The organism is Pseudoalteromonas sp. XI10, from assembly GCF_001469895.1.
Lineage (GTDB): Bacteria > Pseudomonadota > Gammaproteobacteria > Enterobacterales > Alteromonadaceae > Pseudoalteromonas.
Genome location: NZ_LOPY01000048.1, coordinates 21,595 through 37,834, shown reverse-complemented (window position 1 = coordinate 37,834; position 16,240 = coordinate 21,595). Strand labels below are relative to the sequence as shown.

General features: G+C 42.7%; 10 protein-coding genes and 1 other RNA gene. 8 read left to right on the top strand and 3 right to left on the bottom strand.

All coding sequences use genetic code 11. From position 1 onward, the window contains the following. Positions 1–304, bottom strand: a 304-nt coding sequence (locus AUR67_RS20805; protein ID WP_063124317.1) for a transposase, incomplete at its 3' end; no start/stop codon positions are given. A 496-nt stretch (positions 305–800) separates the two neighbouring features. On the opposite strand from AUR67_RS20805, the gene AUR67_RS13250 reads away from it, so the two are divergent. Genes AUR67_RS13250 through AUR67_RS13240 form a run of 3 tightly spaced genes read left to right on the top strand, consistent with a single transcriptional unit; the run spans position 801 to position 6,528 of the window. Beyond that, positions 801–2,207, top strand: a complete 1,407-nt coding sequence (locus tag AUR67_RS13250; RefSeq protein ID WP_058585644.1) for an efflux transporter outer membrane subunit — start codon at positions 801–803, stop codon at positions 2,205–2,207. A 2-nt stretch (positions 2,208–2,209) separates the two neighbouring features. Then, positions 2,210–3,448, top strand: a complete 1,239-nt coding sequence (locus AUR67_RS13245; RefSeq protein ID WP_058585643.1) for an efflux RND transporter periplasmic adaptor subunit — start codon at positions 2,210–2,212, stop codon at positions 3,446–3,448. Next, the gene (locus AUR67_RS13240; protein WP_058585642.1) at positions 3,448–6,528 is read left to right on the top strand and encodes an efflux RND transporter permease subunit; all 3,081 of its coding nucleotides are present in this window, start codon (positions 3,448–3,450) and stop codon (positions 6,526–6,528) included. The genes AUR67_RS13245 and AUR67_RS13240 overlap by 1 nt, the downstream gene beginning before the upstream one ends. A gap of 441 nt (positions 6,529–6,969) precedes the next feature. On the opposite strand, the gene ssrS is transcribed toward AUR67_RS13240, so the two are convergent. Next, a non-coding RNA gene (gene ssrS / locus AUR67_RS20800) (6S RNA) lies at positions 6,970–7,153 on the bottom strand. 194 nt (positions 7,154–7,347) lie between these two features. On the opposite strand from ssrS, the gene AUR67_RS13235 reads away from it, so the two are divergent. From AUR67_RS13235 to nagP, 5 genes are all read left to right on the top strand, one after another. Next, entirely contained in the window at positions 7,348–7,911 is a 564-nt protein-coding gene (locus AUR67_RS13235) for a UPF0149 family protein (RefSeq protein WP_054551315.1), read from the top strand. A gap of 20 nt (positions 7,912–7,931) precedes the next feature. Further along, positions 7,932–9,257: a Xaa-Pro aminopeptidase gene (gene pepP, locus AUR67_RS13230; RefSeq protein ID WP_058585641.1), complete on the top strand. Its 1,326-nt coding sequence runs from the start codon at positions 7,932–7,934 to the stop codon at positions 9,255–9,257. Positions 9,258–9,265: 8 nt separating this feature from the next. Beyond that, positions 9,266–10,447, top strand: a complete 1,182-nt coding sequence (gene ubiH, locus AUR67_RS13225; RefSeq protein ID WP_058585640.1) for a 2-octaprenyl-6-methoxyphenyl hydroxylase — start codon at positions 9,266–9,268, stop codon at positions 10,445–10,447. Next, on the top strand, positions 10,444–11,610 hold the full coding sequence (locus AUR67_RS13220) for an FAD-dependent monooxygenase (protein WP_058585639.1): 1,167 nt from the start codon (positions 10,444–10,446) through the stop codon (positions 11,608–11,610). The genes ubiH and AUR67_RS13220 overlap by 4 nt, the downstream gene beginning before the upstream one ends. 208 nt (positions 11,611–11,818) lie before the next feature. Next, a complete protein-coding gene (gene nagP, locus AUR67_RS13215; protein ID WP_055198117.1) occupies positions 11,819–13,123 on the top strand; it encodes an N-acetylglucosamine MFS transporter NagP in 1,305 nt (434 codons plus the stop codon). Between the two features lie 677 nt (positions 13,124–13,800). Here nagP and AUR67_RS13210 read toward each other — a convergent pair. Beyond that, a complete protein-coding gene (locus AUR67_RS13210) occupies positions 13,801–15,951 on the bottom strand; it encodes a TonB-dependent receptor family protein (protein ID WP_058585638.1) in 2,151 nt (716 codons plus the stop codon). Positions 15,952–16,240: the final 289 nt, after the last annotated feature.

The following is a 16,240-nucleotide window of genomic DNA, read 5'->3' as shown; positions in this document are numbered from 1 at the left end:
GGCTGTCGAAGTAGACCTTCGCCTTTTTTAAAACGTCATTCTCCAACTGAGCATCTTCGAGTTGCTTCTCAAGCTTGCGAATTTGGCGCTCTAAATCTGTGTATGATTTGTCAGGGCCTTGGTTCTTAAGTGGCTTTGCTGTTTTCTTCTTCGAGGTCATGTGACTTCTCCAACTTGATAGCATGTCAGGATGAATTCCGTATTTATTCGCGACCATCTTAACTGTATCTGTGGTGTCTAACGACTCTTGAACGACTTTTATTTTAAATTCGAGCGAATGTTTACGATATGGTTTTACTTTCATGATTACTGACTCCAAAAAGGTGTCTACTTTTATGGAGTCAGATCAGAAAAAGTTAGCGAGTTAGAAAGGGGAAAGAGCAAAGGTACAAGTTTCGAGGCCCGAGATACGAGTTGAAGGAGGCGTTTTAACGCCGAAAAAAGAGTTATTAGATATCAGTGGTTAGAAGTCAGATTGAAAAGTGCCTACACTCAGTTTCAGATAAATGCTCACCCGTATATGTAAATTTATTACACGCTAATAAACTCTTGTAAAAGAGAGAAGCTAGATCAAAGTTCTGATAGCTGATAGCTGATAGCTGATAGCTGATAGCTGATAGCTGATAGCTGATAGCTGATAGCTGATAGCTGATAGCTGATAGCTTGCAACTTACCTCCATTTTCCTACCGTTCATCGTCCCCAAATGTCAGGCTGTGTAATGTTATGTAAAGTCAGTTGAGCAAAACTTAACGTGGTGCTTGAATTACACTCATAAATAGATGTTTTTCAGGTTTTTAGAATGAATTGGCAATATAAGCCGAGTTTATTGGCTTTAAGTGTAATTTTGCTAAGTGCATGTGCGAGCCAGCCGACTCACAATGAACGAGTTGCTGAGCTTGAGACTGTACCAAGTGCATGGCAGCAACTCCCTTCTGACGACAAGGTGCTTGCTGTTGAAGACAACTGGTTACAGCAATTACACGACCCTCAAGTTTTTACTTTAGTTGAGCAAGCATTAGCCCATAACCAAGCGATTTTACAAGCGGGCTACGATGTCGCGATTAAAGAACAGCAGCTTATTGCTGCTGGGGCTGATTTATGGCCAAGCCTTGATTTATCAACACGTGCTAGCCGTAGTAAAGATAATCGTCCTGTTAGTTATAACAACGCCAGCTCAGCATCATTAGAATTAAGCTACGAAGTTGATTTATGGGGCAAATTGTCGGCCTCAGAACGACAAGCAAATCTTGAATACCTAGCTGAAAAAGCCACATTTGCGCAAAGCAAACAACAATTAGTTGCTGATGTAGTAGCGGGTTGGTTTGATGTTATTACGAACCATAAATTACTTGAGCTATATAAGCAGCGTGAACAAAACGCCGAGAAAAATTTAGATATTATTGAGTCAGGTTATCGCCAAGGTTTAAATGAAGCGCTTGATGTTTATCTTGCTCGTAATGAGCTAAATACCGAGCGCTCGAACATTGCGGCGCAGCAAGCAACGTTAACTAAATCGATTCGCGATTTAGAGCGTTTAACAGGCCAATACCCAACTGGCGCGTTAAGCGTTAGCGCAGATTTACCACTACTCGATAGTGCTATTCCACTAGGTTTACCTTCAGAGCTTATCACTCGCAAACCTGAGTTAATGGCAAGCTGGTATCAATTACTTAGCACCGATGCTGGGCTTGCTTATGCGCATAAACAGCGTTTTCCGAGCTTAAATCTTTCTACATCAATTAGTGATAGCACAGATAGAGTGAGCGACTTATTTTCGCCTTCAAGCTTAGCGTGGTCGCTGATTGGTAGTATTTCGATGCCAATTTTTGAAGGGGGTCGCTTAAAAGCCAATGAAGAACAAGCAAGGTTAAACGTTAAGCGCCAAGAACAGGCGTATCTTGCCACACTTTATGATGCCTTTAACGATGTTGAAACAGCCATCAGCCAAGAGCAAGCGCTTAAAGTACGTTATGAAAAAACCTTAGAAGCGCAAGAAAATGCTATTACCGCAGAGTCATTAGCGTTTGAACAATATCAAAGTGGTTTGGTTACCTACACCACTGTACTCGATGCACAAGACCGTTCGTTCAATGCGCAAAGCTCGGTAATCGAAATTAAAAACCAGTTAATTATCAACAGAATCAACTTACATATTGCCCTTGGTGGTGATTTTAGTGAAGCAAACAGCGAAGTAGCAGAGCAATAATCATGAATAGCAAGACACGTAAAATTTTAATTCCATTGGTAGTGATCGTTGTGACGGTACTGCTTGTCATGTTTATTAAAGGCAACCCGCCTCAAGCAAACCGCTTTTCTTCGCCGCCAAAAGCAAAAGTAAATGTGGCTGTTAAAACTCTAACACCAGAAACTTATCAAGTAATGATTGATAGTTTTGGCACCGTAAAGCCACGTACGCAAAGTATGCTAGTCGCACAGGCTTCAGGGCAAATTATCGAAATTAGTGAGCAATTTCGTGAAGGTGGGTTTTTCGAAAAAGGCGATGTGTTGTTGCAACTAGATGATAGAGATCACCGCGCCGAAGTAAAATCAGCACAAGCGACGTTATTAACCGCTGAGCAAAGCTTACTTGAAGAGCAAGCTCGTGGTCGTCAAGCAATTACTGATTGGGAGCGCTTAGGCAAGGGTGAACAAGCAAGTAGCCTAGTACTGCGTAAGCCACAACTTGCAGCAGCCGAGGCAAGTGTATTGTCTGCTCAAGCGACGCTTGAAAAAGCAAAACTTGATTTAGAGCGTACAAAAATCACTGCACCATACGCGGGGCGAGTTTTAAGCCGCAGCGTAGATTTAGGCCAAGTGGTGAGTAACAACATGGAACTTGCTAGCATTTATGCAATTGACCGTGTTGAAATTCGCTTACCAATCAAAAATAAAGATTTGCCGTTTATAAACTTACCAGAGCAGTTTCGTGATGGTGCTAAAAATAGTGCCGGTTCACTCGTTAAATTTAGCTCAGATCTTGTTGGTAAACAGCAATGGCAAGGTCAAGTTATACGTACCGAAGGGGCCATAGATGAAAGTGCGCAGCAGCTTTACGTGGTTGCACAAATTAACGATCCTTACCAAGCAACGTCAACAAATCAGTACCCAATTAAAATTGGTCAGTACATCAAAGCGCAAATTACCGGTAAGGCGATAGAGAATGCCATTGTTATCCCAAACAGCGCAATTTACCAAGGCACGTACGTTTATGTTGAAGAGCAAGGTGTATTGCGTCGTAAAAATATCTCACTTGCTTGGCAAAACGCTAACCAAGCCGTTGTCGCTGATGGTTTGACTGCAGGCGATAACTTGGTGATTACACCGCTTGGTCAAGTGAGTTCTGGTACACAAGTTACCGTTATGGGTAGCGAAGAGTATCAAGCGACCAGAGCAAAAGCTAAGCGCCCAAACAATCAACAGCCGCCTAAAGAGCAAGGAGCGCAATAATGATTGCTTGGTTTACAAAGAATCATGTTGCAGCAAACTTATTGCTGATCAGCATTTTATTAGCAGGGTTATTTAGCGTTTCGACGCAAATACCACTTGAGGTGTTTCCTTCATTTGAAGCTGACAGAATTAGTGTCAGTGTATCATTGCGCGGCTCTACGCCAGAAGATGTAGAAAAAGGCGTATCGATTCGTATAGAAGAAGCAGTTCAAGATCTCGAAGGTGTAAAGCGTATTACTAGTCGCTCATCTGAAGGCTCTTCTTCGGTAAGTATTGAAGTTGAGACTGGGTATGATCCAAGAGAGCTGTTAGCTGATATTAAAAGTCGGGTTGATGCCATTAACACCTTTCCGGTCGATGCTGAAAAACCGATTGTTTCGCTTGCTGAGTGGAAGCGCGAAGTAATCGCCGTGACTGTTTCAAGTATCTATGGTGAAAAAGAAACGCTTGAATACGCCGAGACTGTTCGCGATGAGCTTCTACGTTTGCCAAGTGTAACTCAAGTTGAGTTAAGCGGAGTGCGTGATTACGAAATTGCCATAGAAGTAAGTCAAGATACTTTACGTCAATACGATTTACGCTTATCGGACATTTCTTCAGCAATTAGCAATTCAAGTACAGATGTTTCAGCTGGTAACTTAAAAACCGAAGGGGGGGATGTACTCATTCGTTCAAAAGGTCAAGCTTATCGCAAAGATGAATTTGCTAACATAGTGGTAAAAAACCAAGCTGATGGCACTATTATTCGTTTAGGTGACATAGCCCGTATTAGCGATGATTTTGAAGAAACCCCAGTGCGTACTCGATTTAATGGTAAACAAGCGGCGTTTATTGATGTGTATCGTATTGGCCCGCAAAGTGCGATTGAAGTTGCTGATGCGGTAAAAAACTATATTACTGAGCATCAAAGCCAACTACCGGAAGGGTTTGAGTTAAGTTATTGGGATGATGACTCAGAAGTTGTAAAAAGCAGAATAGCAACGCTTACTAGTAACGCAATTCAGGGCGGGATTTTAGTCCTTGCGCTACTCACCTTATTCTTGCGTCCTGCCATAGCATTTTGGGTATTTATTGGCATTCCTGTGTCGTTCATGGGCGCGTTTTTAATGATGCCAATATTTGGTATCACACTTAATGTAATCAGCTTATTTGGTTTTATTTTGGTGCTAGGTATTGTTGTTGACGATGCCATTGTGACCGGTGAAAACGTCTACACCCACCTAAAAACTGCAGAGAGTGGTGAGCAAGCCGCTATTCGTGGAACGCAAGAGGTGGCAACTCCGGTAACATTTGGTGTTCTCACAACTGTTGCGGCATTTTTACCTCTCGCTTTTATTGAAGGTGCTCGAGGCGCTATATTTGCACAAATTCCAGTAGTAGTTATTCCTGTTTTACTGTTCTCTTTGATTGAGTCTAAGTTTGTATTACCAGCACACTTAAAATACTTAAAGTTACGCCATGAAAAGGGCGAACCATCGAAACTAGAGCGCCTTCAACAGCGTTTTGCCGATGGCTTTGAACACGCAATTATGAAGTATTACCAACCATTATTGAATCTAGCTTTAAAGAATAAAATGGCTACGGTTAGCTTATTTGTTGGGATTTTTGTAATTATTGTTACCTTGATCACAAGTGGTTGGACTAAATTTACCTTTTTCCCGCGTATTCCAAGTGAAACTGTACGTGCATCCGTAACTTTCCCTGCCGGAACACCGTTTGAAGTGACCAATAAATACGTCATTAAAATGTCAGACAAGGCAAAAGAGTTACAAGATAAATACCGCGATGAAGACGGTCAAAGTGTGATTCTAAATATTTTGGCAACCACAGGTGGCCGTGGTGGTTCGTCAAATACCGGTAGTGTTAGATTTGAGATCATGCCGGCAGAAAAGCGTGATTCAGATATAGGCTCACGAGAGCTTGCCAGCGAATGGCGTGATCTTATCGGTATTATACCGGGAGCAGAGAGTGTCACTTTCCGTGCTGAGTTTGGTCGAACATCTAGCCCTATTGATGTACAGCTAAGCGGTAGCTCAATCGATACCTTAGAAGCTGTGGCAGAAAAAGTTAAAGTACGTTTATCGACCTATCCAACTGTGTACGAAATTGCTGATAGCATGTCAGATGGTAAAGAAGAGTTGCAAATTGAGCTGACAGAGCAAGGTTTAGCGCTTGGATTAAACCGTGTTGATGTATCGCAGCAAGTGCGTAACTCGTTCTTTGGTGCGCAGGTACAGCGCATTCAACGCGGGCGCGACGATGTACGCGTAATGGTACGCTTACCGATTGAAGAGCGTCGCTCGGTTGCAGACTTAAAAGATATACTTATTAAAACACCTGCTGGTGGTACTGTGCCATTGTCGCATGTGGCGACCTTAGTGCCGGGGCAAAGCCCATCGTCGATTTATCGTATTGACCGCTATCGCACGTTGAATGTGACAGCTGATGTTGAAAAATCAAATACCAATATGACGGTACTGCAAGCAGACTTAAAAACCTACTTAGATGAGCTAATGGTGCAATACCCAGGTGTTGATTACACACTAGAAGGTGAAGCCAAAGAGCAGCGTGAGTCATTTGGTTCATTGGCTTGGGGCCTAGTGTTTGTATTCTTTATTATTTATGCGTTATTAGCGATACCGTTTAAATCATATTTACAGCCATTAATTGTGATGAGTGTTATTCCGTTTGGCATGATAGGTGCGGTAATGGGTCACTGGGTAATGGGCATGGAGTTAACCATTATGAGCCTGCTTGGCATGTTAGCCTTGATAGGTGTTGTAGTGAATGACTCACTAGTATTGGTCGATTTTATCAATAAGAAGCGTGAAGAGGGCGGTGATTTACTTGAAACCGTTAAGCTTGCAGGGGCGGCACGTTTTCGCCCAGTAATGCTAACCAGTTTAACCACCTTTATTGGTTTAATGCCGCTGTTATTTGAAAAAGCAACGCAAGCACAATTCCTTATTCCAATGGCAGTAAGCCTTGGCTTTGGGATTATCTTCGCAACACTTATCACCTTACTATTAGTGCCAGTTAACTATCTATTAATGGAGCGTTTTCAAGGGTGGTTTAAGTAGAGCTCGAAGTTAACTGTTAGCGCTTGGTTGGGACTAGGTGCTAGAAGCTAGGACGCGGGGTAAACCCGCTGCTACAGGTAACGAGTGGCGGCGGATTTATCCCGCGTTTTTTGTTTTAAAAGAATAAAGTTAGCGAGGGGAAAGGTGCGAGTTTCGAGGGACGAGATGCGAGTTGTAGGAGGCGTTTTAACGTCGAAAAAAATGGAGATATTAGATATCAGTGGTTAGAAGTTAGATAAAACAAACAAGTTAGCGAGTTAGCAAGGGGAAAGAGTAAAGTTAGATTGTGCCCGCACATAGCTATCCCCGATACTGTAGGCGTGAAATTTATTTCGCGCGAATTAGAGTAATAAGTTCTTGTACAAGAGAAAAACTAAGGGAAGTTATTGAAAACTTGAAACTTGAAACTTGAAACTTGAAACTTGAAACTTTATAGAAATGGTGTTCCCCAAGTATGCGGTGCCCGGTGTCAGTCCTGAAACCTTGAGGTTTCAGGGCGGGGATCTGCGGTTTACCGTAGGCTTCTCGGTACATGCCGAGCTTGCACAATAGTAGACGAACAGAAACCCTAACATAAAATTTATCGGCTCAGGGACTTAACCAAGCTCCTGCACCCTAGGGAACACCTTCAGTATATAAGACAAGTTTCAATCCTTAAACCATAGAAGTAAAAAAAGCGGATCGTTCGGGTAGTTTTTCCCCACCTTTAACTGCTTATTTACTTTTCAGATTGCTTTTTGACCTCAATCATACAATTAATTGGAGTTGCGATTTATCGAGTGGTAGCATGGCGTTACTTAGCCGAACAAAGAAAAAGTTATGAGCACGTTACCTGATTACCAACAAGCCCAATTGTTATTAGAAAAGAATGAAATTTTTGTCGCACCAGCCGAAGCCCATGGTGTGATCAGTGGTTTATTAGCCTGTGGCATCAATATCGAAGCCGACGAATACTTAGGTTTATTAAGCGATGTATTCAATGATGGCTTAGCCTTCAATAAAGATTTAAAAGCATTTTTTGCTGATGTGTATTCTCAGGTTGTTGCCAGCTTTAGCGATGAAGAATTTCAGTTTGACCTATTCTTACCAAGCGACGACGAAACACTGATCGATTTAGCCAATGGCTTAGTATCTTGGGTATCGGGTTTTATGCTTGGTTTTGGTTTAAAACAAAAAGATTACGGCAAGTTATCTGCTGATGTGAAAGAAGTGATCAGCGATTTTAGTGAAATTACCCGCCTAGACACCATGTTTGAAGAGACCGAAGAAGACAGCCAAGCACTGCACGAAGTTATTGAGTATGTGCGTGTTTCTGCGCTTTTATGTTTTGCTGAATTAGGCAAAGAGCCTGCAGATAAAAACCCTAAGAAGACCCTTCACTAATCAAATTACAGAGGTTTAGCATGTCGTCTATTGCTATCGATAAAGCTGAATTTAAAGCCCGCCGCGAGCGCTTGCTTGCGATGATGGATAAAAATAGCGTGGCTATTATTCCTGCGGCAGGAGAAGTAACACGTAGCCGTGATACTGAATATGCATTTCGTCAAGACAGTGACTTTTTCTATCTAACTGGGTTTAACGAACCAGATGCGGTTTTAGTGCTTTGCCCGTCGAGCGATACACCAAGTACGCTTATTTGCCGTAACAAAGATAAGCTAGCTGAAATTTGGCATGGCCGTAGAATTGGCTTCGAAAAAGCTAAGTCTGAGTATTTATTCGACGCAACTTGCCCACTTAGTGAACTAGATGAACAATTATTAGATTTGGTGAACGGCCAGCAGATTTTATTTTATGCACAAGGCACTTACGCAAATTTCGATGCAAAGGTTTGGGACTTATTAAATACACTTCGCGGCGCACCTAAAAAGGGCTATAAAGCCCCACATACTATTAAAGATATTCGTGGTTTAGTGCATGAAATGCGTTTGTTTAAATCTGACGCAGAATTAAACATTATGCGTACAGCTTGCGAAATTAGTGCGCAAGGCCATATTCGCGCTATGCAGTTTGCCAAACCTGGCGCAACTGAATACCAATTAGAAGCAGAGCTTCATCACCATTATGCAATGAATGGTGCTCGTCATCCTGCTTATGGCACGATTGTCGGCAGTGGCGACAACGCTAACATTTTACACTACACACAAAATGACGCTGAGCTAAAAGATGGCGATTTAGTGTTAATTGACTCAGGCTGTGAACTTGAAGGTTATGCGGCAGATATCACACGAACTTTCCCAATCAATGGCAAGTTTAGCGAACCTCAAGCGGCGCTTTACAACATTGTATTAGCAGCTCAAGAAGCAGCATTCAGCCAAGTAAAGCCAGGCGGTAGTTTATCGAAAGCGAATGAACTGGCCTCAACGGTATTAACGCAAGGGCTTATTGACTTAGGCATTTTAACCGGTGAGCTTGATGAGCTAATGGCAAACCAAGCGTGCAAAGCATTTTACATGCATGGCCTTGGTCATTGGTTAGGGTTAGACGTACACGATGTTGGCGAATATAAGCTTGATGAAAAAGAGCGTGTATTTGAGCCGGGCATGGTGCTCACCATCGAGCCGGGTTTATATATTAGCGAAGATGCAAAAGCACCAGAGCAATATAAAGGCATCGGTATTCGTATTGAAGATAACTTACTTGTCACTCAAGATGGCCATGAAAACCTGACCATTTCGGTTCCTAAAACCGTTAGTGACATTGAAGCAGTGATGCAAGCAAACAAAGGCTAGGAGCAAGCGTGGCAAAGCAGTTTGATGTTGTCATTATCGGCGGTGGAATGGCGGGTGCAAGTTGTGCTCTGGGCCTAAAACAGAGCAATAAGCAGTTATCAATCGCTGTAATTGAAGCAAATGAAGTAAGCGCAGACTATCACCCTAGCTTTGATGATAGAAGCATTGCGCTGGCTCAGCAGTCTGTTCAGTACTTAAAAACAATCAATGCGTTTGATTGCCAAGCGCCATTTGCGGCAGCGATTAAAAAAGTCACTGTGTCTGACCGCGGTCATTTTGGTAAAACACATATTGATTGCCAAGAATATGGCCATGATGCCCTTGGTTATGTGGTCGAAGTGAACCCATTTGGGCGCAGCCTTCATCAGCAACTTACGCGTACTGATGTTAGTTTGTTTTGCCCTGATACGGTTGCCAAGCTTGAATACCAAAGCGATTTTGCCAATATCACGCTAAGCTCGGGCGAGCAGTTAAGCGCGAAGCTTGTGGTGATTGCCGATGGTGCTCATTCGCAAAGCCGTAAACTAGCTAATATAGAGTTTAATACTCGCGCTTATCAGCAAGCGGCGATTATTGCTAACATCGAAGTGGCTGGTGGTCATCATAATCATGCCTTTGAGCGTTTTACTGAGCACGGCCCAATGGCACTGTTGCCAATGAGTAATAACCGATACTCACTGGTGTGGTGTATGGAGCCTGAGCAAATTGAGCACACCATGGCGCTTGAAGACGATGCCTTTTTAGCTGCGTTGCAAAAAGCATTTGGTTACTGCGGCGGTTCATTTAGTAAAGTGGGTATGCGTGCAAGTTATCCGCTTGTGTATGGTAAAGCAGAATCACTGAGCAGCCACCGTACGGTATTAATTGGTAATGCAGGGCATGCTATTCACCCAATCGCAGGGCAGGGCTTTAATTTAGGCCTGCGTGATGTGCAACTACTGTGTGATATGGCAAATAGAGACGACCTTGGTGATTACGCCTTTACCCGTTATTACAGCCAAACTCGCAGTAAAGATATTACTACCGTGATGACACTTACAGACAGCCTAGTGCGTTTGTTCTCTAACTCATCACGATTGCTCGCGCTTGGTCGCAGCATTGGCCTTTTCTCAATGGATTTATTCTCCTCGTTAAAAACCCCGCTGGCAAAACAGCTTATGGGTCAGGTTAAGCAAGGTAAACGGATATGAAACAAGCACAAGTTTGTATTGTCGGTGGTGGCTGTGTTGGCCTTACGCTAGCACTTGGTTTAGCAAAAGCAGATATTAGCGTTGTGGTGATTGATGCGAGTAAAAATCAAACCTTACCAGGTGATGATTACGCACTTCGCGTGAGCGCATTAAGCTTAGCTAGTCAGGGCTTATTTGAGTCTTTAAATGTATGGCCAGAGATCATTAAACAACGTGCTACAGCGTATACCTCGATGGATGTACGTGATCAAGACAGCTTTGGTAAGATTCATTTTGATCATAACGACCTCGACTTACCGCAGCTCGGTCATATCGTCGAAAACGACATTATTCGCTACGCTTTAATTAGCGAACTTGAAAAGCAAAGTAATGCTACTTTACTGTTCGAAACCCGCTATCAGCAAATTCATCAAACCGACTCTGATGTGTTTATTACTCTTGAAAGCGGCGAGCCTGTGATTGCTAAATTATTAGTAGCGGCTGATGGGGCTAACTCGGCTATTCGCAAGCAGTTCAACATGCCAATTACCTTCAAAGATTATGACCATCACGCTATTGTTGCCACGGTTAAAACCGCTGATGAGCATAACAACACAGCACGCCAAGTGTTTCTGCCAACCGGGCCACTGGCGTTTTTACCCTTGCCAGATAAACATACGCACTCAATTGTTTGGTCAACAAGCCCTGAGCATTGCGACACACTTTTAGCGCTTGATGATAACAACTTTAATAAAGCGGTTATGGCAGCCCTTGATGGCCAATGTGGTTTATGTGAAGTGCAAAGTGAGCGCATGGCGTTTCCACTTAAGATGCGTTATGCCCAGCAGTGGGTGTCGGGCAAAGTAGTATTAATGGGCGATGCAGCGCATACCATTCACCCATTAGCTGGTTTAGGTATGAACCTTGGCCTAAAAGACGCCGCTTATTTAATTGAGCTATTAAGTAATGAGCAAGGCGAGTTTGCAAGTGCACGCACGCTGCGTGATTATGAACGTACTCGTAAGCTTGATGCACAAAAACATATTGCCATGATGCAAGGCTTAAAAGAGCTATTTGCGGGCGCTAATCCACTGAAAAAGCTTGTACGTGGTGTTGGTTTAAGCCTTGTAGACAACCTTGGCCCAATTAAACATTTGTTCGCAAAAGAAGCAATTGGTAAATAACACCTAACTAGTTGTTACTATTTAGTTTAAGCCGCAGCTAAGCAATTAGCTGCGGCTTTTTTGCACTTATATGAACGCAAAATGATAGCGCTGTCATTTTTGTTAGTGTATGATTAAATTTTTGTGATTGGTATGGAAATTAAACAGCTCTGTTGAGTTGTATACTAAATTCCTACCAAATAAAAATAATTAAACTAAGAGAACAATTATGGAAGCAACGGTTGAGTGTGACAACAACACAAAACAAAGCATCTGGCTGCCAATGGTATTGGCCGGCTCAATGTTTTTTATCTTAGGGTGTATAACGTGGCTTAATGGTGCAATTACACCATTTTTGCAGCAAATGCTTGAGCTTTCGCCGTTACAAGCTTCGTTTATTATCTCTTCTTTTTATATTGCGGTAACAGTTGCCGGTATCCCATCGGCTATGCTGATCAAGCGCGTTGGTTATAAGAATGGTATGGCGATTGGCTGTGCGATTATGGCTTTATCGGCGCTGATGTATATTCCGGCTGCAAAACTGCAAATGATCGAAATTTTCTTATTCGCACAGTTAATGATTGGTGTTGGACAAACCGTACTACAAACCGCCGTTAACCCATACGTGGTGAAAATGGGCTCTGAAAAATCAGCCGCTGTGCGCGTGTGTATCATGGGCTTATTAAACAAATTTGCGGGTGTTATCGTGCCTGTGATTTTTGCTGCTGTAGTAGTAAGCGGTGTTGTTGATGGCGCAGGTAAATTATCACAAGAGCAAAAAGACATTATGGCAAATAGCCTTATCATGCCTTATGTATTGATTGCTGCTTTAATCATGTTATTTGCCGCCTTTGCCAAATTTGCACCATTACCTGATTTAGTTTTTGATGAAGACGAAACATCAAACGGCAAAGGTGAAATTAAAGAAACCTTAGCACACCCTCACTTAGTTTTAGGTGTAGTGGGTATTGCTTTATACGTTGCTGTTGAAGTTATTGCGGCAGATACCATTGGCTCGTACGCTTTACAAATTGGCGTTGCTGATTACTCAGTTATGACCTCTTACACCATGGCGTGTATGTTGATTGGTTACGCGATTGGTATTTTGACTATTCCACGCTTTATGAGCCAACAAACAGCGTTATTAATGTCGGGTATTGCCGGTATTATCACCGTGTTGTTAGTGGTACTTGGTAGCAATGACTCGTTCATTATTTCAAACCTATTATTAGTGCCATTTGGTGGCCCACAATTACCAGACCCATTGTTATGCATTGCGTTACTTGGCTTTGCTAATGCCATGGTTTGGCCTGCAATCTGGCCACTGGCTTTAGCTGGTTTAGGTCGCTTAACAGGCACCGCATCAGGCTTATTGATCATGGGTATTGCTGGTGGTGCACTCGGCCCATTATTAATCGGTTTAGGAAACGTAGCAGGCCTTGGCGCACAAGGCGCTTACATTGTTATGATCCCAAGTTATGTATTCATTTTATTCTATGCCCTAAAAGGCCATAAGATGAGAAGCTGGAAGTAATCCAGTAGATTATTTTCAAGTTAGGCAAAGCCGCGGTACGCCCATCACCGCGGCTTTTTTGTGGGTAAAAGTTAGCGAGTTAGCAAGGGGAAAGGGTAAAGAAGTTTGTAGGTTGGGTAGAGCGAAGCGAAACCCAACACATGGGAGATATTAGATATCAGTCGTCAGAAGTCAGATTGAAAAAGTTAGCGAGTTAGAAAGAGTAAAGGTACGAGTTTCGAGGGACGAGATACGAGTTGTAGGAGGCGTTTTAACGCCGAAAAAATTGAGATATTAGATATTAGTGGTTAGAAGTCAGATTGAAAAAGTTAGCGAGTTAGAAAGAGTAAAGGTACGAGTTTCGAGGGACGAGATACGAGGTGTAGCAGGCGTTTTAACGCCGAAAAAAGTCAAGGGATAGGTATTCCAACCCACAACCAACACTATGCTGTTAGCACCTAGCACCTAGCACCTAGCACCTAGCACCTAGCACCTAGCACCTAGCACCTAGCACCTAGCACCTAGCACCTAGCACCTTTAAACATTCCTACGCAATATAAAATCGCTGCTACAATTTTGAAAACTCGCAACTCGCAACTCGCAACTCGCAACTCGCAACTCGCAACTCACTAACTCACACCCACAAAAAAGCCGTGGGATTTTCATCACACGGCTTTTGATATTCGCTAAGCGTTTTATTAGAACGAGTAGCTGTAACCTAGTTGTAGAGTACGTGGTTTACCTGGTTGAATACCGCCGTTTGCACGGTTTGCAACGTAGGTTTTGTCAAACAGGTTGTCTACTGTTAGGTATACTTTTTGTTTGTCGTCGATTAGGTATTTAGCTGCTAAATCCCACACAACGCGGCTGTCGATTGCATTGCGACCTGAGTCTGTTAAATCTGCGTGAGCATCAGATACATAACGCATTTGCGTATCGAATACGAAGCTTGAGAACTCAGCACCCACTGAAAGCGCTAATTGGTTTTCAGGTACGTATGGCATTGCATCGCCTTTTTCTACGCTACCCCAAAGATCTGATTCAAACGCATTGTCGAACTGAGAATCAGTGTAAGTGTAAGTTAAGCGTACTGGGAATGAAGCTGCGTTAGTAGCAAACACTTTACCTGCGCTTAGCTCAAAACCAGACACAGATACTTCACCGTAGTTGTATTGGTCGCCAATGTTATCATCGCTACAACCTACAGCCGCAGTACAGTTACCGTGCATGTTTGTGTAGTCAGAGTTAAAGTAAATTACTTCACCTTGAATGCCAGCGTAATCGTAACGACCACCTAGCTCAATGTTAACACTCTCTTCTTCTTCTTGATCCGCATTACCAGGGGCTGCTGGTGCGTAACCTTTTTGAATACCAGCAAGAAGCGTTAGGTTATCGCTTACAGTGTAAGTAGCACCTAGTGATGGTACTAAGATCTCAGTGTCGTTGCTGATATCTTTTGTTAAGCCATTTTCACGCTTTGGATCAGACTTAGCCCATTCAACACGTTTGATTGTGATGTCTTCGTAGCGAAGGCCTGCGCTAATGACTAATGCATCAAGTGACCACTCATCATGAATGAAAAGAGTCGTCGCTTCTGCGCTATCTAAACGGTTGCTGTTTGAACCTGGAACGCCTTTTTCTGTAAGCGTCATTGATAGGTCTTGATTAAGCGTGTACTTGTCTTCCCATTGGAAACGATCCATTTCATCTTCGTGGTAACGTGCACCAACAGTGATGTAGTGGTTGCCCGCTGGGATATGGAATTCAGTTTGTAAGCCTTTCGCTTGGTAATCACGGTTATTCGCTTTTACACCAACACCTTCAATACCTTCGCTCGTTGGGTTTGCTTCAAACTCGCTGTATTGCTCAAGGTAGCTGCTGCTTACTTTGCTTGCTTTGTACCAGTTACGGTGGAAATCGTTTAGGTAAGCTGTAGCAAGTAGCTCGTAACCTTTACCAAAGCGGTATGCATAGTTGATTTGGTATGCATTGTGTTGTGTGTTCATTTCATCGTTTTGCGATGCAGCATAACGACGGTAAGGGGTTGCTTGGTAATCAGCGTCAGTTAAGCCCATGTAAGTTTCGTCAGAGCGCTCGTCTGAATACTTTAATTTCATTTCTAAGCTGTGTGCTTCGTTATCACCAAAGTCAAAGCCAAACTTTAATAAGAAATCGTTCTTTTCGAAGCCTGTGTTGTCGCTACCTACTGGTAAATCTTTAAAGCCATCTGCACCGTAAGTGAATACTTCTACAAGGCCCGCTGCATTGTTTTTCTTTTTACCGAAGTAAGCATGACCTTTGTAGAAACCATCGCTACCAAGCTCAGCGTTAAGTAAACCTTTAGACCCTTCAGTTGGTAAGCTACGAGAAACTAAGTTTAAAACACCACCTGTTGTGCGCGGGCCATACTTAACAGAAGCCGCACCTTTAAGTACTTCGATTGACTCCATACGACCCATTGTAGGGAAGTAGTAAGCAGAAGGCGCTGAGTAAGGTGCTGGTGCGACAAGTACACCATCTTCCATTACTGAGATTTTGTCGTTACGACCCGTACCCGTACCACGCATACCGATGTTAGGACGAAGGCCGTAGCCGTCTTCTTCTTGTACATATACACCCGGTACAGCACTTAAAACACGAGAGATATCAGTATATTCAAACTTTTCTAGTTCTTGCTCATCAATAAAAGTAGCAGAGCCAGGAATATCGTTAATTGCAGATGCAGAGCCAATTACAGTGATTTGCTCGAAGTTCTTCTCTTCTTTAGTTACATCTTTTGCAAAAGCATTAGCGCTTAAAGACAAAGCGACCGCAGTCGAAAGCGTAGAAACAATAAACTTAGGTGTCATTGTGTGTCCTGTATGTGTTTAGATTTTTTTAACCGGCGCAATTAAAACATGTAAAAAAATGCGAATCAATCCTATTTGTAATAAAATAAGTCTGAACTGTAAGTTTATGAAATAAATCAAATATAATGAATATAGTAGTATTGTAATACTAGTTTGGGGTTTTGCTTGATGTTAAGTAAAACTTAACAAGGAGGAGCCATCAGCTTGTAGGTTGGGTAGAGCGTAGCGAAACCCAACGCTTGGAGCCGTCAGCTATCAGATTGAAAAGTTAGCAAGTTAGAAAGAGTAA